We start from the raw sequence: 19732 nt of genomic DNA on the forward strand, positions 1-19732 counted from the left end.
CGCGGTGGGGTCGCCGGTCAGCGCGTGGCCGCGGCCGCTCGCTCGTCCTCTTCGGTGACGACGAGCTGCCCACAGGCGCCGTCGATCTCCTTGCCGCGCGTATCGCGGATGGTGGTCGGGATGCCCGCCTCGGTGAGCCGACGCACGAACTCCTGCTGGACGTCGACCTCGGACGCGGTCCAGATCGAGCCCGGCGTCGGGTTGAGGGGGATCGGGTTGACGTGCACCCACCCTCGGCCGCGTTCGTTGAGCTTCTCGGCGAGCAGGTCGGCGCGCCATCCGTGGTCGTTCATGTCCTTGATGAGCGCGTACTCGATCGAGACACGGCGGCCGGTCTTCTCGAAGTACTCGCGCGCGGCGTCGAGCGCCTCGTCGACCTTCCAGCGCGAGTTCACCGGGATGAGCTCGTCGCGCAGGCCGTCGTCGGGCGCGTGCAGGCTGAGCGCGAAGGTGACCGGCACGTGCTCGTCAGCGAGCTTGCGGATGGCGGGCACCAGCCCGACCGTCGAGACGGTGATGTTGCGGGCCGACATGCCGAGGCCCTCGGGCGCCGGCGCGGCCATCGTGCGCACGGCGCGCATGAGCCGCGCGTAGTTCGCGAGCGGCTCGCCCATGCCCATGAAGACGATGTTCGAGACGCGCTCGGGGGTGCCGTCGTCGGCGCGCTTGCCGTGCAGCGCACCCGACGCGATGACGCGGTTCGCCTCGACGACCTGCGCGAGGATCTCGGCGGCCGACATGTTGCGCGTGAGACCCGCCTGCCCGGTCGCGCAGAAGGGGCAGTTCATGCCGCAGCCGGCCTGGCTCGACACGCACAGCGTGATGCGGCCTGGGTAGCGCATGAGCACCGACTCGACGAGCGCGCCGTCATGCAGCTTCCAGAGGAACTTGATGGTGTCGCCGCGATCGGTCTCGAGGCGGCGCACCTCGGTCAGCAGCGGGGGCAGCAGGCCCGCGACGAGCTCGTCGCGGCCTGCCGCCGGCAGGTCGGTCATCTCGGCTGGGTCGCTCGTCCATCGCGTGAACCAGTGCCGCGCGACCTGCTTGAGGCGGAACGCGGGGACGCCGAGCTCCTCGGCCCTCGCCTTCCACTCCTCGGCCGCGAGATCGGCGAGGTGGGCCGGCGGCTTGCCGCGTTTGGGGGACGCGAACTGGAGCAGCGGGCGCCCATCGGGCCCCTTCTGCTGCTGCCATCCCTCGGTCTTCGGCCGCACCTGGCGGGGCTTCGTCGAGCGGATGCCGCTCGCGCGCGTCTCGCGTACCGCGCCGTCGCGCGGGGTCGCCGCGTCCTCCGCGGGGCGTGCGGGGGTCTCGGGCGCGTCGGTCGGCATGCCCCAAGGGTACGCGGGCCCGCCTCGGCATCCGCTGGACGCGGTTGCGCGACCATGCGACCGTGCGGCACCGCCGAGTGCCGAGATCCCGCTTCGGCCGGGGTCGCGGCGGTCGGACCCGGCGGAAGCGGCACCTCGAGGGGGGGCTCGCGGATCAGCTCGCGGGACGCACCCAGCCCGCGTACGCAGGCACGCTGACGAAGGTGATCGTGCCGTCGGCGAGGATGACGATGGGCGTGATGCCGTTCCCGGCATCCGGCTGACCGGTGTACGCGCCGGCGACGGGGTCGTCGGTCGGCGTGTATCCACCGTCGGCGAGCGCCGCGGTCCACGCGGCGTCGTCGCCACCGGTCGCGACCTGCGCCACGGCCAGCACGAGGTCGGTCTGCGGCTTGCCCCACGAGCAGGTGAGCCCGCCTTCGTCGGCGATCCGGACCTCGACGGGGTCGAACGGCGTGAACGGCATCGGCACCAGGCCGTCGGCCTCGAGCTTGGTGTACGCCTCCGGCGTCAGGACGGTGTCGCACGTGGCGCCGACGGCGGGTGCCTCGCTCGGCGACGCCTCCGGCGTCTCGGAGGTCGAGGCGGCGGGCGATGGACTCGGCTCAGCGGTATCGGATGGCGCGGGTACGCCGGCCGTGCATCCGGCGACACCGAGGGCGAACAGGACGAGGAGCGGGGTCGCCGCGGCAGCGCGGCGCGAGTGTGGACGGGTCATGGGCCGACGTTAGCGGTCCGAGCGCACCGAAGGGGCGATCGAGATGCCGGTTCCGCCGGCTGGGATGCACGTCGATCCGGCGCAACCGGCAACTCGATGTCACGGCGAGCGGATGCCGCGCCAGCCGCGACTCCGCAGCGCCAACTCGAGCTGGTCGAGCGCCCGCTCGAGGGGGAGCCGTCGGCCGACCCTGATCACGATCCATCCGGCAGCGGCGAGGTCGTTCAGCCGCTCGACGTCGCGGTGGAACTGGGCATCGTCGCCTCGGTGCTGCTCGCCGTCGTACTCGAGGAGTACGCGGTAGGCGCGGAACACGAGGTCGCCGTGCGTCGAGCGACTCCCTGCGAGTCCGATGCGCGTGTTGAGCTCCGGTTCGGGAAAGCCGGCTCGCAGCACCCGCAATCGAAGGCGGGTCTCGCGCCGAGAAGCGGATCCGGCCCTCAGGTCGAGTCGCGCCGCGCGAAGGCGCACCGCGCCGCGTCGCGAGCCGAACCGCTCGATCGCGGCGTCGATCTCGTCGAGTGTTCCGATCGGCCTGGGCCAGCCCACGATCCGATCACCGGCCGCCACGAGGTCGTCGTGAGAGAGGATCGTCGCCAGCTGGCACCACGCGTCGGCGGCCGTCACGACGGGCAGTCCGCGGCGGCGGACGACAGGGACGTCGTGGCCGAGTCGATGACCGGCCACACCTTTCGCGCGCGGTTGCCGTAGCGGGGCCGGCGCCGAGACGTGGAGGGGCAGCAGCTCTTGGTCGGGAAGCGGCAGCCCCCAGAGATGCGCAGCGGTCGCATGACTGAAGGCATGTCGGCGCGGCATCCGCTGGGCGTACGCCCGGCACAGGTCGATGAGGCTCGTGGCGCCCGCGGGCGCTCGTACTCCGCGGAACGGCGCCATGAGATCCCGCGCTCCGAGTCGTCCGCGCGTGACCCCGAGTTTCAGGGCTCGGGCCGTGCGGAACGCCCGTCCGGCGAGTGAGGGCGGAAGGGGTTTCGCGAGCATGTGCGGCATCCTGCGCCGCCGTCGCCCCCGATTCGCGCCATTCGCCCTCGGAGCTGGGTACTCGCCCGGCCCGGCTACCTGGGGAGGACGACTCGCTCCACGCTCATTCCGCGCGGCCGAGTTGCCCCTTGTGCCGAGTCCTTCCGCTGCGGACCCGGCGAAAGTGGCATCCGGCGTCGGAGACGGACAGCTCGGGCGCGAGAGGCCCGCTTTCGAGGTGCCAGTTGCGCCGGGTGGGCGGAGCGCGCACCCGGCCGAAGTGGCAACTCGCGCTCGAGATGGCCGGGAAGCTGGTGCCAGGGCTGGGAAAAGGAGGGCGAGGTCGGGGGAAGGGGAGTCGAGGGCAGGGAATGCTGGAAGCTCGCCGTGAGTTGAGTCGAGTAGGCTCAAGTTTGGCCCTCTCGACTTGACACCCGTCGAGCCGGATTGGGACACTTGAGCGGTCGGGACTCAAGTCTCGACGAGCAGACTTCGGCCGCGGGCGGGCACCGCCGGGCCGATCGCCGTGGGGCGACATCCCAGACCCCTCGGCAGAAGGAGAGAGACACACATGTCACGTGCAGTCGGTATCGACCTCGGCACCACCAACTCGGTCGTCAGCGTGCTCGAGGGCGGCGAGCCCGTCGTCATCGCGAACGCCGAGGGCTTCCGCACCACCCCGTCGGTGGTCGCATTCACCAAGGACGGCGAGGTGCTCGTCGGCGAGACCGCCAAGCGCCAGGCCGTGACCAACGTCGACCGGACCATCTCGTCGGTCAAGCGCCACATGGGCACCGACTGGAAGAAGGAGATCGACGGCAAGCAGTACACGCCGCAGGAGATCTCGGCGCGCATCCTGCAGAAGCTCAAGCGCGACGCCGAGCAGTACCTCGGCGACACGGTGACCGACGCGGTCATCACGGTGCCGGCGTACTTCAACGACGCCGAGCGCCAGGCCACCAAGGAGGCCGGCGAGGTCGCGGGCCTCAACGTGCTGCGCATCATCAACGAGCCCACCGCCGCGGCCCTCGCGTACGGCCTCGACAAGGGCAAGGAGGACGAGCTCATCCTCGTCTTCGACCTCGGTGGCGGCACGTTCGACGTGTCCCTCCTCGAGGTGGGCAAGGACGACGACTTCTCGACCATCCAGGTGCGGGCCACCGCTGGTGACAACCGCCTCGGCGGCGACGACTGGGACCAGCGCATCGTCGACCACCTCATCAAGCGCTTCAAGGACTCGACGGGCGTCGACGTCTCGAAGGACAAGATCGCGCTGCAGCGCCTCAAGGAGGCGGCCGAGCAGGCCAAGAAGGAGCTGAGCTCGAGCATGAGCACCAGCATCCAGCTGCCCTACCTCTCGCTCACCGAGAACGGCCCGGCCAACCTCGACGAGACGCTCACGCGCGCCCAGTTCGAGAACATGACGAGCGACCTGCTCGACCGCACCAAGAAGCCGTTCGAGGACGTGATCCGCGAGGCCGGCATCAAGCTGTCGGATGTCGCGCACGTCGTGCTGGTCGGCGGCTCGACCCGCATGCCCGCCGTCTCCGACCTCGTGAAGCAGGAGACGGGTCAGGAGCCCAACAAGGGCGTGAACCCCGACGAGGTCGTCGCCGTGGGCGCCGCCCTGCAGGCGGGCGTCCTCAAGGGCGAGCGCAAGGACGTGCTGCTCATCGACGTCACCCCCCTCAGCCTCGGCATCGAGACCAAGGGTGGCATCATGACCAAGCTCATCGAACGAAACACGGCCATCCCGACCAAGCGCAGCGAGACCTTCACGACCGCCGACGACAACCAGCCGTCGGTCGCGATCCAGGTCTTCCAGGGCGAGCGGGAGTTCACGCGCGACAACAAGCCGCTCGGCACGTTCGAGCTGACGGGCATCGCCCCGGCGCCCCGCGGCATCCCGCAGATCGAGGTCACCTTCGACATCGATGCGAACGGCATCGTCCACGTGTCGGCGCGCGACAAGGGCACCGGCAAGGAGCAGTCGATGACGATCACCGGCGGCTCGTCGCTGCCCAAGGACGACATCGAGCGGATGGTTCGGGACGCCGAGGAGCACGCGGCCGAGGACAAGAAGCGCCGCGAGTCGGCCGAGACCCGCAACCAGGCCGAGCAGCTCGTCTACTCGATCGAGAAGCTGATCAAGGAGAACGACGAGAAGCTCCCCGCCGACGTCAAGTCCGACGTCCAGGGCGACGTCGACGCGCTGAAGACGGCGCTCGCCGGTGACGACGACGACGCCGTGAAGTCGGCGTTCGACAAGCTCAACCAGTCGCAGGGCAAGCTCGGCGAGGCGATCTACGCGCAGGGCCAGCAGGCGGATGCCACGGCCGGCGCCAACCCCGGCGAGGACGCGAACGCCTCGGGTGCCGAGGGCTCCTCGTCCTCCGATGAGGACGTGGTCGACGCCGAGGTCATCGACGACGAGGACGAGAAGAAGTAACCATGTCGGATGAGAGCCAGAACCACGAGGAGCCGGTGATCCGCGACAAGCGGCGCATCGACCCCGAGACCGGCGAGGTTCGGAAGCCGACCGAGGGGGCGGGTGAGCAGCCCGCCTCCGAGGCGGCGCCCGAGGCGACGGATGCCGCGGCATCCCCCTCGCCCGAGGGCGCACTCGGCGACGAGAAGGAGCTGACGGTCGACGACATCCTCAACGCGGCGCAGGCCGAGGTCGAGGACCCCACGGCCGAGCACCTCGCCGACCTCAAGCGGGTCACGGCCGAGTACGCGAACTACCGCAAGCGCACCGAGGCGAACCGCGAGGTCGAGCGCGAGCGCGCGATCGGCGCGGCCGTCTCCGTGCTCCTCCCGGTGCTCGACGACCTCGACCGTGCCGAGAAGCACGGCGACCTCGAGGGCGACACCCCGTTCGCGACGATCGCCGCCAAGCTGCGCGCGTCCGTCGAGAAGCTCGGCCTGACGCCGTTCGGCGAGGTGGGCGAGCCGTTCGACCCGCAGCAGCACGAGGCGATCTTCCAGCAGCACTCCGACGAGGTCGAGGTCGACACGGTCGCCGACGTCGTCGAGACCGGCTACACCCTGGGCGGCACGCTGCTGCGCGCCGCGAAGGTCGTCGTCAAGACGCCCGCGTAGCGGCATCCGTCACCACCCGCCGGTGGTCGAGTGAGGCCTTCGGCCCTGCTCGACCGCCGGCAGGGACCCGCTAGATTTCAGGAAGGAGGCGCCGATGGCCAGCCAGGATTGGTTCGACAAGGACTTCTACGCGATCCTCGGCGTCTCGAAGGACGCGAGCGACGCCGACATCAAGAAGGCCTACCGCAAGCTCGCGCGCAAGTACCACCCCGACCAGAACCCGGGGGACGCCGCGGCCGAGGCGAAGTTCAAGGAGATCAGCGAGGCGCACTCGGTGCTCTCCGACGCCGAGGAGCGCAAGGAGTACGACGCCGTCCGCGCGATGGGGGGCGGAGCCCGCTTCACCGCGCCCGGCGGCGGGGGCGGCGGCTTCGAGGACGTGTTCGGCGGCATGTTCGGTGGGCCGGGCGGCGCCGGCGGCACGCGGTACACCTACCAGCAGGGCGGGCAGTACGAGGACCTGCTCGGCGGGCTCTTCGGCGGCGGTCGCTTCGGGCAGCCGACCGGCGGATACCGCGGGTTCGGCGGCCCGACCCGCGGCCGGGATGTCACCGCGTCGACGACGCTCGACTTCATCACCGCGACGAAGGGCGACCGCATCACGCTGCAGACGTCCGAGGGTCGCGAGATCACCGTGAACGTGCCGGCCGGCGTCGCCGACGGGCAGAAGATCCGGCTCCGGGGCAAGGGTCATCCGTCGCCCGACGGCGGCGAGCCCGGCGACATCGTACTCACCGTCAAGGTGCGCCCTCACCCTGTCTTCGAACGCGACGGCCTCAACCTGCGCGTGAACGTGCCCGTCACGTTCACCGAAGCCGCGCTCGGCGCCACCATCCAGGTGCCGACGCTCGGCGGCGACCCGGTCAAGTTGCGCGTCGCGCCCGGCACGCCGAGCGGCCGCGTGCTTCGCGTCAAGGGCCGCGGCGTGCACTCGTCGAAGGGCACGGGCGACCTCCTCGCCGTCGTGCAGGTCGCCGTGCCGTCGCACCTCTCGAAGGACGCCGAGGAGCGCCTGCGCGAGTTCGCGGCGCAGCTGCCCGACGAGGACCCCCGCGCCGACCTCCTCGCCAAGGCACGGGGCGCATGATGCAGGTCGACGGCGAGAGCCCGCTCTTCGTGATCTCCGTCGCGGCCGAGCTCGCCGGGATGCATCCGCAGACGCTCCGCCAGTACGACCGACTCGGCCTCGTGTCGCCCAAGCGCACCGCGGGCAAGTCGCGGCGCTACTCGATGCGGGATGTCGCGCAGCTGCGTGAGATCCAGCAGCTCTCGAGCGAGGGCGTGAGCCTCGAGGGCATCCGTCGTGTGCTCGGACTCGAGAACGAGGTGACCGAACTGCGTGCCCGCGTGCGCGAGCTCGAGCGCGCGCTCGCCGACGAGATGCTCAACCGTCCGGGTCGTCGCGTGTTCGCTGCCGGCAGCGAGGGCGACATCGTGTCGGTGCGCACCGGAACCCGTGTCCGCCGTGAGAATGCGGTCGTCGTCTGGCGACCGCTCGAGCGCGGCTGAACGGCGCCCGCGAGATCGCGCGCCGATTATACGGATCGACCTGCGCCGTGTCCTCCTTTTGACCGAAATCGGCTGAGGCGCGCAGAATAGCCACGGCCCATGCGGGCCGGGGGAGGAAATCGTGCACGGGAACCACCGCGTCATTCGCGAGCTGCGCCGTGCCGCGGCGCGCGGCGAGATCATCGCGGAGTACCAGGCGCAGGTGGATGCGACGAGCGGGCGCACGGTCGCGGTCGAGGCGCTGAGCCGGTGGCGTCATCCCGAGCGCGGCGTGCTCGGACCGCAGCACTTCATCCCCATCGCCGAGGAGACCCGGTCGATGGACGCGGTCGGCGATGCCATGATCCGCGCCGCCTGCCGGTACGGCGCAGAGCTCGCGGACTCGGGTCGACCGCTCGAGGTCGCCGTCAACGTCGCCGCAGTGCAGCTCGAGCAGCCCGACTTCGCCGAGCGCGTGCTCGATCGGCTGGCGCACGCCGGTCTCGTGCCGAGCCTGCTCACACTCGAGCTCACCGAGTCCCGGCCCTCGCCGGCGACCGCCGCCGCCATGCTCGACCGACTGCAGGCGCACGGCGTCGGGGTGTCGCTCGACGATGTCCGCAGCCTGGAAGAGGCGGAGTCCCGCTCGGCGGCCCTGCCGATCACCGAGCTCAAGGTCGATCGCTCGGTGATCGAGCGTCTGCCCGACGACGACCGTATGGCCGCGAGACTCGTCGGCTTCGCCCACGAGCGCGGTCTCCGTACGGTCGCCGAAGGCGTCGAGACCGAGCGGCAGTGGGAGGCCGTGCGGGCGCTCGGCTTCCACCGGGCCCAGGGGTTCCTGTTCGGTCGTCCCACGCCACCCGAACGGATGACCGCCCGCCTCCAGGCGGAGGCGGACGGTCCGGCTCAGAGCGAGCTGTAGGGATCCTCGAACGACTCGTCGTCGGAGTCCTGGCCGGAGCCCGATCCGGGTGCCCCCGGCTCCCCGGACTCGCCTATGTCGAGCTGGGTCCACGTCACCGGCATGCCCGGTGAGAAGAGGATGTCGATGCCGGGTCCGCCGCGCAGCGGCGGGATGTTGACGTAGCCGCCGCCGCCCTGCACCGCGGCGAGGATCTGCGCCCGCAGTTCGTCGATGGGGTCGGGCAGGAAGTAGTCCTTGCCGTCGACCGTCAGTCGATGGATCTTCACTGTGATGCTCCGTTCTCTCGTGTCCGTCGTGCGCCGCGGCCCGTCACGCGCGAACCGCTTCGGTCGGTTCGGGCACCCAGTGCAGTCCGGCGCGGCTGTTCGCGCTGTCCATCAGGATCTCGAGCCAGGCGCGATTGAGCGTGGGGGCGCGGTTGCCGCTGAACCGGAAATGCACCTGGGCAGCCGGGCTGATCCAGATGACGCTGCGGCCGCTGCCGCGCTCCATCCCATGGCTCCAGGTGAACATGAAGTTCTCGCCGCGCTGCAGCTTCGCCGCGATCACGAACTGCAGGTGCGCGAGCGTGCGATCCTCGATCTCGAACTCCGAGATCCGCGGACCGTAGATCAGCGTTCCCATCCCGTTCCTCCTCTTGGTGTCGATGTCATCGGGTCGGCGCCGGCACGTCGCCGGGCTCCGCGACGAGCCGCAGCCCGCCCGCCGAGTTGGCTGCCTTGGTCAGGACCTCGACCCATCTCGGATTGAGCTCGGACGGCTCGGCCTGGTCGAACTGGAAGCTCATCGGGATGGTGGGACTGCACCAGACCGAGGTCCGGGGCGGTGAGGCCTCCTCGTCGACCCACGTGAATGCGAAGTGCTCGCCGCGACGCAGCTTGGACCAGATCACCACCTGCAGGTGGGCGAGTGTCCGGTCGTCGAACGTCGCCGAGAGCTTCGAGTTGTATTCCAGTGTTCCCATGTCGCCTCCTTCCTCGGGAACGGAACGGATGCCGGGCGTCCCGGCGTTCGGCCGGACGAGCCGGCCGGTGTGCGGTGCATCCGCCTACGCCGTCACCGACGTGACGCGGTCACGACCGCCACGCTTCGAGTCGTACATCGCCTCGTCGGCCAGCCGGATCAGCTGGTCGGCGTCCGGCGCGCCCGCGCGGTCGTCGGGGTTCCAGGTCGCCACGCCGATGCTCGCCGCGACAGCGTATCGCGGTGGCACGCTCGTCAACGGCCGACCCACCTCGTGGCGGAATCGCTCGGCGAGGATCCGCGCGGCCTCGGCATCGGCGTTCTCGCACACGATGACGAACTCGTCGCCGCCGTAGCGGGCGACCGGATCGGACGCGCGCGCGACGCCCCGCAGGCGGTCGGCGACCTCGACAAGCACCTCGTCGCCGATGCGATGGCCGAGTGCGTCGTTGATCGGCTTGAAGCCGTCGAGGTCGATGAACACGATCGAGAGCGGCCGGCCGTCGCGCTGCGCGCCGGCCAACGCCGCCTCGAGCCGCTCCTGGAGCAGCTTGCGATTGGCCAGCCCGGTGAGCTGGTCGTGCAGGGCGCGGTGGGAGAGCTCCTCCTGGAGCCGGACCCTGCGGAGCACCTGCGCCGCCTGCCGCGCCAGCGCAGCGTGGATGTCGCGGGTCTCGTCGTCGAAGACCTGATCGCGTCCGTAGAAGCAGACGACGACGCCGCGTGAGGCCGAGTCGCCGCGGAGCGGCGCGATGCTGAGTGCCGCGAGCCGCTGATCCTGCAGGGCGACGTCGAGGTCGGGGCGGATGGCGGCGGCCTGGTCGAGGCTCGACACCGTGACCACCTCGTCACCCTCGATGGCCTGCGCGGCGAGGTCCATGAGTCCTGCGGAGATGAGCGGATCGACCTGGACGCCGTCGGCGATGAGGTCCTGGTTGCCGTGCTCGTCGTGCAGGAGGACCGCGGCACCCGCGGCGAGCAGGCCCGTACGGGCGGCGGAGATGAGCGCCTCGCCGAGTTCCTGCGCGTTCATGACGAGGCCGAAGGCACTCGAGGCGTCCTGCAGGACGCGGACTCGGGCCTCGGACGCCTCGGCCTGTCGACGGGCGACGAGAAGCTGTCGCTCGTAGTCCTGGCGCTCCGTCGCGTCGAAGATCGCCGTGCGGATCTCCTCGGGCGCTCCATCGCGTTCGGGCGCGATCACCGCGTTGACGAGCACGGGGAGGTCGCGACCGTCGGCGCAACGGATGGAGAGCGCGACCTCGCGGACCTCGCCGGCGAGCCGGAGGACGGTGGCGTATCGCGCCTCGTAGAACAACTGCCCCGCTGGCGTGAGCAGGTCGACGAGCGAGGTGCCGATCAGGTCGTCCTCGGAGTGGCCCGTCCAGGTCACGAGCGTCCGGTTCGCGCGCGTGATCACGCCGTCGGTGGTCGTCGTGAGGTACCCGCACGGCGCGCCGTGGAAGAGTTCGGCGAACGACTCCCGGAGCTCGTCGGCGCCGCTCCCGAGGGGTGGTGGGGCTGAGGAGATCGTCATCGGAGGAACGCCCTGATCTCGTCGGCGAGCTCATCGGGCGCGGAGACGTTCGGGCAATGGCCGGTCGCAGCCAGCTGCACGAAGCGGCTGCCCGGGATCTGCTCGTGCACGTACCGGCCGACGGCCGTCGGCGCGATGACGTCCTCGGAGCACTGCAGGACGAGCGTCGGAGTGCCGACCAGCTCGAGGTCGCGGCGGTTGTCGGAGAGGAAGGTCACGCGTGCGAACTGGCTCGCGATCCGCGGGTCGATGCTGCAGAAGCTCTCGGTCAGTTGCGCCCCGTACTCGGGGCGATCGGCACGTCCCATGATCAACGGGGCCATCGTCTCGGACCATCCGAGGTAGTTGGCGTCGAGCGCGTCGAGCAGGCCGTCGATGTCCTCGCGGCGGAAGCCGCCCGTGTAGCCGTCGTCGTCGAGGTATCGCGGTGAGGGCCCGACCAGCACCAGCGCCCCGAATCGCGAGGCGTCGACGTTGGAGGCCAGCACGCCCACCATGGCCGCCACCGAATGCCCGACGAAGACGACGTCGTGCAGGTCGAGCGCCTCGAGGATGTCGAGCAGGTCGTCGGCGTAGCCGTGCAACGAGTCGTACTTCGCCGGATCGTACGCGGCGGGGTCGGAGCTGCCCGAGCCGACGGCGTCGAACAGCACCACGTGGTGGTCGGCTTCGAACTGCGGGGCCACCGCCTGCCACATCTCCTGGCTGCAGCCGAAGCCGTGGGCGAAGACGATCGGTCGCGCCGTGCGATCCCCGGACTCCGTGACGTTGTTCCTGCGAAGCACGTGCGAACGCGGGTCGGCGGCGATGATGGTCATGGGGCTCCTGATCAGCGCGGGGTTCGGGTCGGCTGGGTCGGCCGTGGAGGAGCGTCGCCGCATCCTTTCCGGGACTCTACCGCGGCCCGGTGAACCGGCATATTCTGGCGCGTTCGGTCAAGGGGGGTTGACGACGGAACCCGCCCCACGGTATGCGTGAGCGAGCGGATGCCGCGCCGCGCCGTCACAGTGCTGCGATGACGAACCACACGCACGTCGTCGCGAGCACCGCGGCCGCGACCAGCGCGATGCCCACACCGAACCGGCGATGGTACTGGTACTCCCTGGTGACGAGCGCGATGACTCCCCCGGTCGAGAACGTGGTGACGATCGCCGCGGCCCACAGCCACAGGTCGAGCGTCGGATCGGTGCCCGCAGCACCGTCGGCGATCATCCGGAGTCCGCCGCACATGGCCGCGACGAGCACTCCGAAGATGAACAGCAGGCCAGCCCCGTCTCGGGCGCCGGCTCCGGGAGGAACCGGCTCGACATCAGTCGCCATGGGGGGATGATCGCACGTACGCGCCCCCACGTCGATGACCTTCGGCCCGGAGGGACTCCGGGGCGGTTGCGGTCAGCGAGATGCGGTGACGTCGAGCAACTGCGAGAGCTGCCCGAGCGCACCCGGGACGAGCTTGTAGTACGCCCAGGTGCCGCGCTTGCTGCGCGTGAGGAACCCGGCCTCCATCAGGATCTTGAGGTGGTGCGAGACGGTGGGCTGGCTCAGGCCGACGGGGTCGATGAGATCGCACACGCAGGCTTCCTCACCATCGGATGCCGCGACCATCGAGACGAGCCGAAGACGCGTCGGGTCGGCGAGGGCCTTGAGCTTGCGCGCGAGGAGGTCGGCCTGCTCGGGCTCGATGGTCTCGCGAGTGAGCGGAGCGCAGCACACCGTCGACTCCGGCTCGGCCATCGGAAGCAGTGTCACCGTCATGCGACCCATCCTAGCTTGAATATTGACAAACTTCGATGGAATGGCAACACTGAATATTGAAGTTCATCGATATCCAAGGAGCAGCCCGAAATGACCCTGATCGATCTCACCGCCGAGACCCTGCGGGAGCGCCGGCTCGACACCCTGCCGGTCGCGATCATCGGCGCCGGCCCGATCGGGCTCGCGGCCGCCGCGAACCTCGTCGAGCGCGGCATCGAGTTCATCGTCTACGAGGCGGGCGACGAGATCGCGAGCAGCATCCGACAGTGGGGTCACACTCGCCTGTTCTCACCGTGGAAGCACGTCGTCGACCCCGCCTCCCGCCGACTGCTCGAGGCGGTCGGCTGGGAGCTTCCGTCGCCCGAGTCCCTCCCCACGGGCACCGAGCTCGTCGAGCGCTACCTGGAGCCGCTCGCCGCGCTCGAGCCCATCGCCGCGCGCATCCGCAAGGGCGTGACGGTCGACGCGATCACGCGCCGAGGCATGGACCGGACCCGCACGGCGAATCGCGCGTCGACGCCCTTCCTCCTCCGCGTCCACTCGGCCGACGGCGTCGAGGAGACCACGGCGCGCGCCGTCATCGACGCGTCGGGCACGTACCAGCAGCCGAACAGCCTGGCGTCGTCGGGGCTCGACCCGCTCGGGCTTCCCGACGTCGCCGACCGGGTCGGCCATGCCCTTCCCGACGTGCTCGGCCGCGAGCGCGCCCGCTTCGCCGGCCGCCACACGACGGTCGTCGGAGCCGGGCACTCGGCGGCGAACACCCTGCTCGCCCTCGCCGCTCTCGCTGACGAGGAGCCGGGCACCCGCATCACCTGGCTGATCCGCAACGCCCGTGCCGTCCGGGTCACCACCTCGGAGGACGACGAGCTCGCCGCTCGGGCCGACATCGGCCGGCGCGTCGACGCGCTGGTGCACTCCGGACGCATCGAGCTGGTCGATCGATTCGAGACCGTCCGCCTCGGCCGCACCGACGACGGCGTGCGCCTCTACGGGCTCCGCGGCGACGAGCTGGTCGAGCACGAGACCGACGTGGTCGTGAACGCGACCGGCTTCCGGCCGAACCTCGACATGCTCCGCGAGATCCGCCTCGAGCTCGACGACATCGTCGAGGCGCCCAAGCGCCTCGCGCCCCTCATCGACCCGAACGTGCACACGTGCGGCACGGTCGAGCCGCACGGGTTCGCCGAGCTCGAGCATCCCGAGCCCGGCTTCTTCCTCGCCGGCATGAAGAGCTACGGCCGCGCGCCGACCTTCCTGCTCGCGACCGGGTACGAGCAGGTCCGTTCGATCACGGCGTGGATCGCCGGTGACGAGGTGGCAGCCCGCAATGTCGAGCTCGTGCTGCCCGCGACGGGCGTCTGCTCGTCGAGCCTGCCGGCGGATGGCGCGAGCGCGAGCTCCTGCGGGATCGATCCCGTCGCGGCATCCGGCACCGCCGCCCAGTCGAGCTGCTGCAGCTGACGCGTCGGCGCGCGTGCTATGCGGGCGCCCGATCCGCGAGGATCTCGCCGAGCAGCTTCTCGACGCGCCGTCGGATCTCATCGCGGATGGGGCGGACGGCCTCGATGCCCTGGCCCGCGGGGTCGTCGAGCCCCCAGTCCTCGTAGCGCTTGCCGGGGAAGATCGGGCAGGCGTCGCCGCAGCCCATCGTGATCACGACGTCAGAGTCCTTCACGGCCTCGGTCGTGAGCACCTTCGGGGTGTTCCCGGCGATGTCGATGCCCTCCTCGGCCATGGCGTCGACGGCAACGGGATTGATCTCGTCCTTCGGGGCCGAGCCGGCTGAGAGCACCTCGACGCGGTCGCCGCCGAGCTGGCGCAGGTAGCCGGCAGCCATCTGCGAGCGGCCGGCGTTGTGCACGCAGACGAACAGGACGGTCGGCTTGTCGGGCATGGGCGGCCTCCCTCTGGGTTACCTAAAGCATAGATCGAGATCTATGCATCGGCCAAGCGGGTGTCGCGGTGTTCATCGCGAGTTCATCCGCACGACCGTCGTCCTCAGGCGAGCTCGGCCAGCAACTCCCGCACGCGCCGGTCGATGTCGTCGCGGATGGCGCGCACCCGTGCCGTCGGCTGCCCCACCGGATCGTCGAGCTCCCAGTCGAGGTACCGCTTCCCGGGGTAGACCGGGCAGGCGTCGCCACAGCCCATCGTGATCACGACATCGGCCGCCCGGACGACCTCGTCGGTCAGCGGCTTGGGGAACTCCCCGCCGGTCGGCACGCCGATCTCGTCGAGCGCGCTCAGGATGGCGGGACTCACTTCGCTCGCCGGCTCCGACCCGGCCGTGCGCACGTGCACGCGGTCGCCGGCGAGGTGCCGGAGGATCGCCGCCGCCATCTGCGACCGCCCCGCGTTCTGCACGCACACGAAGAGGACCTTGGGCGTGCCGCGGGATTCCGCGCGGTGCCCGGCGAGTGCCGAGAGGCGCTCTGCAGCGAAGCCGCTCGTCCGTGACGCCAGTCGCGGGGAGTCGGCAGCGTGTTCCGAGACGAGATCGAGGCTCTCGCGCACGTAGCGTGCCACGGTCTCACGAGCGAACGTGCCCGCGAACCGCTGCGAGAGGTCGTCGACGATGCGATCGACCACGGCGTCATCGGGCGGGGCGGCGCCGGGTTCACCCAGCAGGCCGCGCACGCGATCGAGCTCGGACGGCGCGACGGAGTACCAGGCGCGCCGGCCTTCAGGGGTGCGCTCCAGCACGCCCTGGTCGTGCAACGTCTTGGCGTGGTGCGACACGGTCGGCTGGCGGAGCCCGAGCTCGTCCGCGAGTGCCGTGACCGTCGCGCGGCCCTCGGGGCTGGCGAGGATGAGCGCCAGCATGCGCGCGCGCGTGGGATCGGCGATCAGCGCGAGACCGCCGGTCGCCGCATCCGTCGCGCCCTTGCCCATAGATGGCAGTCTATGAGACCCGGACACATCGGCGGGCTCAGCGACCCCACGCCGAGGCCGGCGCCGTGACGACCGGCACGGGCGCGGACGACCACCAGCTGCCGTAGCCGTAGTGGCTCTCGGCCCACGGCGACGCCCAGATCGCCTGGGCCGTGGCGTGCGCCGACGTGCCGGCCTCGAGTCCGGCGACGATGTCGGCGTAGAACGAGCGCTTCTGCAGGTTGGAGGCGGCGTACCGCGCCGCCGTGACCAGCGTGTCGTAGCTGCCGAGCCCGCTTCCGCCGCCCGAGCCGTAGCCGTTGTTGAGCGGGTTGTTGCGGTTCCACCAGTTGTCGGGGCCGTTCTCCTCGCGCATCCACTCGACCATGAGCCGCACGTTCTCGTCGGTGGTCGGCCAGCCGCCGAAGATGAGCACGAGCTCGGCCCAGTCGTAGTTGGTGCCGGATGCCACGAGCGTCTCGGGCCCGGTCGCCGCCGAGTAGCCCTCGCGCGAGACGCCGGCGGGTGCGATGGCGCCGTCGACCGTGACCTGCTGGGCCGCGCTCGAGAACGGCGAGAGCGCGGCGACGGTGCTGTCGGCCACCGCGATCGACGGGCGCGGGAGCGGGGCGACGGCGAGGGTCGCGAGCAGCCCGCCGACCGCGACGGTGGCGGCAAGCGCGGCGATGCCGCGACGGCGGGCGGGGCGGACGCGGTCGCGCCGTGGCCTCGGCGGCGGTGCGGCGGCCGGCTTCGCCGTGACGGATCCAGCCTGTCGGCGCGGTCCGGGCGCACGAGACGAGCGCCGTGCGGTCGATCCCCTCGCCGCGCGGCGCTCCCCCTGGAACTGCGCCGAATGTCGCATCGGGGGCCGAGGGTAGCAAACCGAACTGGTCGCCGCATGGGCTGACCCGCTCCGGCTCGGCCCGAACCGACCGTCGCATCGCCGGGCGCGGTGGATGGGCGTACACCCCGCACGGATGCGGGTCAATCCCGCGCGGCGCCTCGAGCCGCTGCGTAGCCTCGTCTCGTGGATGGGGCGACGGGCGCGGCGGCGCAGCTCCGGGGGGTCGTGAGCAGCCGCCGCGCCCGATTCCGCGAGGAGCTCGCGGAGTGGGTCCGCATCCCGTCCATCGCCGGCGACGCCGAACGCGTCGAAGCCGTGCATCGATCGGCGGCGTACCTCGCGGGGCGCTTCCGCGAGGGGGGCTTCCCGCGTGTCGAGGTCTGGTCCCAGGCCGACAGCGCGGCCGTGTTCGCCGAGTGGATGGCGCGGCCCGACGCGCCGACGGTGCTCGTCTACAGCCATCACGACGTGCGCGCCATCCGGCCGGAATTGTGGTCGGTCACCGCGCCGTTCGAACCCCTCGAACGCGACGGGCTGCTGTTCGGCCGGGGCGCGTCGGATGCCAAGGGCCAAGTGCTCACCCACCTGGCCGGACTCGCCGCGCACGTCGCCGTCGACGGCGAGCCCGCCGTCAACCTCCGCTTCCTGATCGACGGCGAGGAGGAGCTTGGCTCGCCGCACCTCGCGACGGTCATGGAGACGCACGCCGCGGACCTGCAGGCCGACCTCGTGCTCTTCTCCGACACGCTCCTGCTCGACCCCGACCGACCGGCGGTGTGCACGAGCGTACGCGGCATGATCGGCGCGACGCTCACGGTGCACGGGCCCGAGGTCGACGTGCACAGCGGAACCGTCTCGGGCACGTCGCCGAACCCGATCCACGACCTCGCGCGCGTGATCGCCGCGCTGCGCGACGACGAGGGCCGCCTCGCCGTGCCGGGCCTGGAGGCGCCGAGCTCGCCGGACGGGCGACAGCGCGCCGACTTCGCCGAGCTCGGCGTCGAGCCGACCCAGTGGGTCGCCCTGACGGAGACCTCGCGTGACGAGGGGGAGCCGGGCTGGACGGTGCCCGAGCGGCTCTGGGCCCGGCCGTGGATCGAGGTGATCAGCGTGCAGGCGGGCGACACCGAAGGGCTCCCGCGCGCCGTCATCCCGGCGACGGCGACTGCGGAGCTCAGCATCCGGCTCGCGGGAGACCAGGACCCGCAGGAGATCGCGGGGCACGTCGAGCGGTGGGTGGCGGATCGCCTGCGCGGCATCCGCTTCGACCTGGAGTTCGACCACGTCACCGCCGAAGCGCCCTACCGGACGCCCGAGCATCCCGCGGTCGACGCGCTCGCGGCGGCCATGGAGGTCGGTTTCGAGGTCGACCGCGTCGGCCGAATGGGCAACGGCGGCGGCGGGCCGGCCGACCTGCTCGCGCGCCGCACGGGCGCGCCCGTGCTCTTCTTCGGCACCGGACTTCCGAACGACCGCTGGCACGCGCCCGACGAGCACGTCCGGTTGGACGTGCTCGAACGCGGCGCCGTCACGCTCGCCGAGTTCTGGCGTCGCCTGCCCGCCGCGATTCGATAGCCGCAGGCGGAGCGCGCCGCCCGGCTGCGGAGTCGCGTCTGTCAACCGTGCATCCGAGGACCAGATCCCGCGGGAGAATGGGGGCATGGGACGGGTCCGCCTGGTGCGAGGTCACGGCGTCCAGCTCGTGCGCTGGCGGCCGGCGGAGCACGGCTGGGTGGCCGACGTCCGTCGCGGGCGTCGCCTCGCGGAGGACGCCGACGGATGGACCGTGCTCATCGCGGGCCGCACGCAGCGCTTCGAGCGCTCCGAGTGGACGGAGTTCATCGGCGAACTCGTCCCGCCCGGCGCGGCGAGACGCACCCCACTCCCCGAGACCGAGCCGGCCCCCGGCGACGGCGACGTCAACCCCGACGTCACGCTCCAAGGGACGGACGACGACGGGACGTCGATCTACGCCCGGAGCTCGCCGCTGATCGAGATCCCGTCCACGCGCCCCATCTTCGAACCGTCCCGGGACTCGCCGGATGCGGGAACGCCCGGCGGCGAACCGGCCCCGTGATCGACCTCGACCTCCTCCGGCGGCATCCCGATCTCGAGGCGCCGGGGCTGCAGGCGACGGATGCCGCGGATCGGCTGATCCTCGACGAGGCGGGGCCCGCGCTCGCCGACGCGGCTCACGGCGAGGTCGTCGTCATCGACGACGCGTACGGCGCGCTCGCGCTCGGCGCCGTCGGCGCGGGCGCGCGCGGGGTGCGCGTGCACCAGGACCCGATCACGGGCGAGCGCGCGCTCGCCGAGAACGCCGTCCGTGTCGGAGTGTCCGCCGACGATCGTCCGCTCAGCCGTCCGCTCGAGCCGCAGCTCGTCGCGGGGGCCCGCGTCGTGCTCATGCGCCTGCCGCGCTCGCTCGATCGGCTCGACCAGGTCGCGGAGCTGATCGCCGTGCACGCGGCCGCCGACGTGCGGGTGTTCGCGGGCGGCCGCATCAAGCACATGTCCCTCGCGATGAACGACGTGCTCGCGAACCGGTTCGCCCGCGTCGACGTGACGCATGCGCGGCAGAAGTCGCGCGTGCTCGTCGCGTCCGGCGCGCTGGGTCCGACGTCCGGCGCACGACCCTCCGACGGCTGGCCGCGACGCGCGCACGACGAGGCGCTCGGGCTCACGATCGTCGCGCACGGCGGCGTGTTCGCGGGCGCCGCCGTCGACATCGGCACGCGGTTCCTGCTCGACGTGCTCGACGACGCGGTCCCGGATGCCGCGACCGCCGTTGACCTCGCGTGCGGCTCGGGCGTCGTCGCCACGTGGCTCGCGCGCCGGCGCCCGGAGGTCGTGGTGCGCGCATCCGACCGCAGCGCGGCGGCCGCGGCATCCGCCGCCCTGACCGCCGACGCGAACGGCGTCGCCGACCGCGTGGAGGTCGCGCGAGCCGACGCCCTCGAGCACCTGCCCGATACGAGCGAGCGGCTCGTCGTGCTGAACCCGCCGTTCCATTCCGACGCGGCCGTGCACACCGGCATCGCGACCCACTTGTTCGCCGACGCGGCGCGCGTGCTCGAGCCCGGCGGCGAGCTGTGGTGCGTCTGGAACTCGCACCTGCGCTACCGCCCACTGCTCGAGCGGCTCGTCGGCCCGACGCGCCAAGTCGCCCGCAATCCGAAGTTCACCGTGACGGCGTCGACCCGCTGACACA

Annotated in this window: 22 protein-coding genes; 9 read left to right on the forward strand and 13 right to left on the reverse strand. The window is 71.5% G+C overall.

Annotation, left to right across the window (positions count from 1 at the left end):
• Nucleotides 1-17: 17 nt before the first annotated feature.
• From rlmN to BLT99_RS15245, 3 genes are all read right to left on the reverse strand, one after another.
• Nucleotides 18-1331 (reverse strand): 23S rRNA (adenine(2503)-C(2))-methyltransferase RlmN, encoded by a 1314-nt coding sequence (rlmN, locus tag BLT99_RS15235; RefSeq protein ID WP_092674313.1) that lies wholly within the window; start codon nt 1329-1331, stop codon nt 18-20.
• 154 nt (nt 1332-1485) lie between these two features.
• Nucleotides 1486-2049: a DUF3558 domain-containing protein gene (locus BLT99_RS15240; protein WP_092674316.1), complete on the reverse strand. Its 564-nt coding sequence runs from the start codon at nt 2047-2049 to the stop codon at nt 1486-1488.
• 99 nt (nt 2050-2148) lie between these two features.
• Nucleotides 2149-2676, reverse strand: a complete 528-nt coding sequence (locus BLT99_RS15245; protein ID WP_133988526.1) for a hypothetical protein — start codon at nt 2674-2676, stop codon at nt 2149-2151.
• A gap of 922 nt (nt 2677-3598) precedes the next feature.
• Between BLT99_RS15245 and dnaK the strand changes: the two genes are divergently transcribed.
• The 5 genes from dnaK to BLT99_RS15270 all read left to right on the forward strand — a co-directional run bounded on the left by dnaK (nt 3599) and on the right by BLT99_RS15270 (nt 8542).
• A complete protein-coding gene (dnaK, locus tag BLT99_RS15250) occupies nt 3599-5476 on the forward strand; it encodes a molecular chaperone DnaK (protein WP_092674321.1) in 1878 nt (625 codons plus the stop codon).
• Between the two features lie 2 nt (nt 5477-5478).
• On the forward strand, nt 5479-6129 hold the full coding sequence (locus BLT99_RS15255; protein WP_092674324.1) for a nucleotide exchange factor GrpE: 651 nt from the start codon (nt 5479-5481) through the stop codon (nt 6127-6129).
• A 94-nt stretch (nt 6130-6223) separates the two neighbouring features.
• Complete coding sequence (locus BLT99_RS15260; RefSeq protein WP_092674327.1) at nt 6224-7216, forward strand: DnaJ C-terminal domain-containing protein; 993 nt, start codon at nt 6224-6226, stop codon at nt 7214-7216.
• Entirely contained in the window at nt 7213-7638 is a 426-nt protein-coding gene (locus BLT99_RS15265; RefSeq protein ID WP_092674330.1) for a heat shock protein transcriptional repressor HspR, read from the forward strand. Before BLT99_RS15260 ends, BLT99_RS15265 begins: the two co-directional genes overlap by 4 nt.
• A gap of 121 nt (nt 7639-7759) precedes the next feature.
• A complete protein-coding gene (locus BLT99_RS15270; RefSeq protein WP_157675013.1) occupies nt 7760-8542 on the forward strand; it encodes an EAL domain-containing protein in 783 nt (260 codons plus the stop codon).
• On the opposite strand, the gene BLT99_RS15275 is transcribed toward BLT99_RS15270, so the two are convergent.
• The 7 genes from BLT99_RS15275 to BLT99_RS15305 all read right to left on the reverse strand — a co-directional run bounded on the left by BLT99_RS15275 (nt 8527) and on the right by BLT99_RS15305 (nt 12800).
• Nucleotides 8527-8811, reverse strand: coding sequence for a hypothetical protein (locus tag BLT99_RS15275; RefSeq protein ID WP_229724562.1), 285 nt, complete (start codon nt 8809-8811; stop codon nt 8527-8529). The two genes, BLT99_RS15270 and BLT99_RS15275, sit on opposite strands and share 16 nt — an antisense overlap.
• A gap of 43 nt (nt 8812-8854) precedes the next feature.
• The gene (locus tag BLT99_RS15280) at nt 8855-9169 is read right to left on the reverse strand and encodes a DUF7882 family protein (RefSeq protein WP_092674336.1); all 315 of its coding nucleotides are present in this window, start codon (nt 9167-9169) and stop codon (nt 8855-8857) included.
• 25 nt (nt 9170-9194) lie between these two features.
• On the reverse strand, nt 9195-9509 hold the full coding sequence (locus BLT99_RS15285; RefSeq protein WP_092674339.1) for a DUF7882 family protein: 315 nt from the start codon (nt 9507-9509) through the stop codon (nt 9195-9197).
• An 84-nt stretch (nt 9510-9593) separates the two neighbouring features.
• Nucleotides 9594-11045, reverse strand: coding sequence for a sensor domain-containing diguanylate cyclase (locus BLT99_RS15290; protein WP_092674342.1), 1452 nt, complete (start codon nt 11043-11045; stop codon nt 9594-9596).
• Nucleotides 11042-11863, reverse strand: a complete 822-nt coding sequence (locus BLT99_RS15295; protein ID WP_092674345.1) for an alpha/beta fold hydrolase — start codon at nt 11861-11863, stop codon at nt 11042-11044. Before BLT99_RS15295 ends, BLT99_RS15290 begins: the two co-directional genes overlap by 4 nt.
• 184 nt (nt 11864-12047) lie before the next feature.
• Entirely contained in the window at nt 12048-12365 is a 318-nt protein-coding gene (locus tag BLT99_RS15300; protein WP_092674348.1) for a hypothetical protein, read from the reverse strand.
• 72 nt (nt 12366-12437) lie between these two features.
• A complete protein-coding gene (locus tag BLT99_RS15305) occupies nt 12438-12800 on the reverse strand; it encodes an ArsR/SmtB family transcription factor (RefSeq protein WP_092674351.1) in 363 nt (120 codons plus the stop codon).
• 90 nt (nt 12801-12890) lie between these two features.
• Between BLT99_RS15305 and BLT99_RS15310 the strand changes: the two genes are divergently transcribed.
• Nucleotides 12891-14264 carry an NAD(P)-binding domain-containing protein gene (locus BLT99_RS15310; protein ID WP_092674354.1) on the forward strand — a complete coding sequence of 458 codons (1374 nt, stop codon included), beginning with the start codon at nt 12891-12893 and terminating at the stop codon, nt 14262-14264.
• Between the two features lie 16 nt (nt 14265-14280).
• On the opposite strand, the gene BLT99_RS15315 is transcribed toward BLT99_RS15310, so the two are convergent.
• The 3 genes from BLT99_RS15315 to BLT99_RS15325 all read right to left on the reverse strand — a co-directional run bounded on the left by BLT99_RS15315 (nt 14281) and on the right by BLT99_RS15325 (nt 16539).
• Nucleotides 14281-14697, reverse strand: a complete 417-nt coding sequence (locus tag BLT99_RS15315) for an arsenate reductase ArsC (RefSeq protein WP_092674357.1) — start codon at nt 14695-14697, stop codon at nt 14281-14283.
• A 104-nt stretch (nt 14698-14801) separates the two neighbouring features.
• Nucleotides 14802-15695, reverse strand: coding sequence for a metalloregulator ArsR/SmtB family transcription factor (locus tag BLT99_RS15320; RefSeq protein ID WP_092674360.1), 894 nt, complete (start codon nt 15693-15695; stop codon nt 14802-14804).
• Nucleotides 15696-15732: 37 nt separating this feature from the next.
• Entirely contained in the window at nt 15733-16539 is an 807-nt protein-coding gene (locus BLT99_RS15325) for a hypothetical protein (protein WP_092674364.1), read from the reverse strand.
• Nucleotides 16540-16704: 165 nt separating this feature from the next.
• Here BLT99_RS15325 and BLT99_RS15330 point away from each other — a divergent pair, with 165 nt between their 5' ends.
• From BLT99_RS15330 to BLT99_RS15335, 3 genes are all read left to right on the forward strand, one after another.
• Nucleotides 16705-18096, forward strand: coding sequence for a M20/M25/M40 family metallo-hydrolase (locus tag BLT99_RS15330; RefSeq protein WP_197675503.1), 1392 nt, complete (start codon nt 16705-16707; stop codon nt 18094-18096).
• Nucleotides 18097-18181: 85 nt separating this feature from the next.
• Nucleotides 18182-18598 carry a hypothetical protein gene (locus BLT99_RS18120; protein ID WP_229724559.1) on the forward strand — a complete coding sequence of 139 codons (417 nt, stop codon included), beginning with the start codon at nt 18182-18184 and terminating at the stop codon, nt 18596-18598.
• Entirely contained in the window at nt 18595-19728 is a 1134-nt protein-coding gene (locus tag BLT99_RS15335; protein ID WP_229724556.1) for a class I SAM-dependent methyltransferase, read from the forward strand. Before BLT99_RS18120 ends, BLT99_RS15335 begins: the two co-directional genes overlap by 4 nt.
• Nucleotides 19729-19732 lie beyond the last annotated feature (4 nt).

It is taken from the genome of Agromyces flavus, assembly GCF_900104685.1.
GTDB classification, from domain to species: domain Bacteria; phylum Actinomycetota; class Actinomycetes; order Actinomycetales; family Microbacteriaceae; genus Agromyces; species Agromyces flavus.

What these genes read in the sequence shown, in the direction of transcription:
- rlmN (WP_092674313.1), bottom strand. Translation starts at nt 1,331, where the DNA reads ATGCCGACCGACGCGCCCGAGACCCCCGCACGCCCCGCGGAGGACGCG.
- BLT99_RS15240 (WP_092674316.1), bottom strand. Translation starts at nt 2,049, where the DNA reads ATGACCCGTCCACACTCGCGCCGCGCTGCCGCGGCGACCCCGCTCCTC.
- dnaK (WP_092674321.1), top strand. Translation starts at nt 3,599, where the DNA reads ATGTCACGTGCAGTCGGTATCGACCTCGGCACCACCAACTCGGTCGTC.
- BLT99_RS15255 (WP_092674324.1), top strand. Translation starts at nt 5,479, where the DNA reads ATGTCGGATGAGAGCCAGAACCACGAGGAGCCGGTGATCCGCGACAAG.
- BLT99_RS15260 (WP_092674327.1), top strand. Translation starts at nt 6,224, where the DNA reads ATGGCCAGCCAGGATTGGTTCGACAAGGACTTCTACGCGATCCTCGGC.
- BLT99_RS15265 (WP_092674330.1), top strand. Translation starts at nt 7,213, where the DNA reads ATGATGCAGGTCGACGGCGAGAGCCCGCTCTTCGTGATCTCCGTCGCG.
- BLT99_RS15280 (WP_092674336.1), bottom strand. Translation starts at nt 9,169, where the DNA reads ATGGGAACGCTGATCTACGGTCCGCGGATCTCGGAGTTCGAGATCGAG.
- BLT99_RS15285 (WP_092674339.1), bottom strand. Translation starts at nt 9,509, where the DNA reads ATGGGAACACTGGAATACAACTCGAAGCTCTCGGCGACGTTCGACGAC.
- BLT99_RS15290 (WP_092674342.1), bottom strand. Translation starts at nt 11,045, where the DNA reads ATGACGATCTCCTCAGCCCCACCACCCCTCGGGAGCGGCGCCGACGAG.
- BLT99_RS15295 (WP_092674345.1), bottom strand. Translation starts at nt 11,863, where the DNA reads ATGACCATCATCGCCGCCGACCCGCGTTCGCACGTGCTTCGCAGGAAC.
- BLT99_RS15300 (WP_092674348.1), bottom strand. Translation starts at nt 12,365, where the DNA reads ATGGCGACTGATGTCGAGCCGGTTCCTCCCGGAGCCGGCGCCCGAGAC.
- BLT99_RS15305 (WP_092674351.1), bottom strand. Translation starts at nt 12,800, where the DNA reads ATGACGGTGACACTGCTTCCGATGGCCGAGCCGGAGTCGACGGTGTGC.
- BLT99_RS15310 (WP_092674354.1), top strand. Translation starts at nt 12,891, where the DNA reads ATGACCCTGATCGATCTCACCGCCGAGACCCTGCGGGAGCGCCGGCTC.
- BLT99_RS15315 (WP_092674357.1), bottom strand. Translation starts at nt 14,697, where the DNA reads ATGCCCGACAAGCCGACCGTCCTGTTCGTCTGCGTGCACAACGCCGGC.
- BLT99_RS15320 (WP_092674360.1), bottom strand. Translation starts at nt 15,695, where the DNA reads ATGGGCAAGGGCGCGACGGATGCGGCGACCGGCGGTCTCGCGCTGATC.
- BLT99_RS15325 (WP_092674364.1), bottom strand. Translation starts at nt 16,539, where the DNA reads ATGCGACATTCGGCGCAGTTCCAGGGGGAGCGCCGCGCGGCGAGGGGA.
- BLT99_RS18120 (WP_229724559.1), top strand. Translation starts at nt 18,182, where the DNA reads ATGGGACGGGTCCGCCTGGTGCGAGGTCACGGCGTCCAGCTCGTGCGC.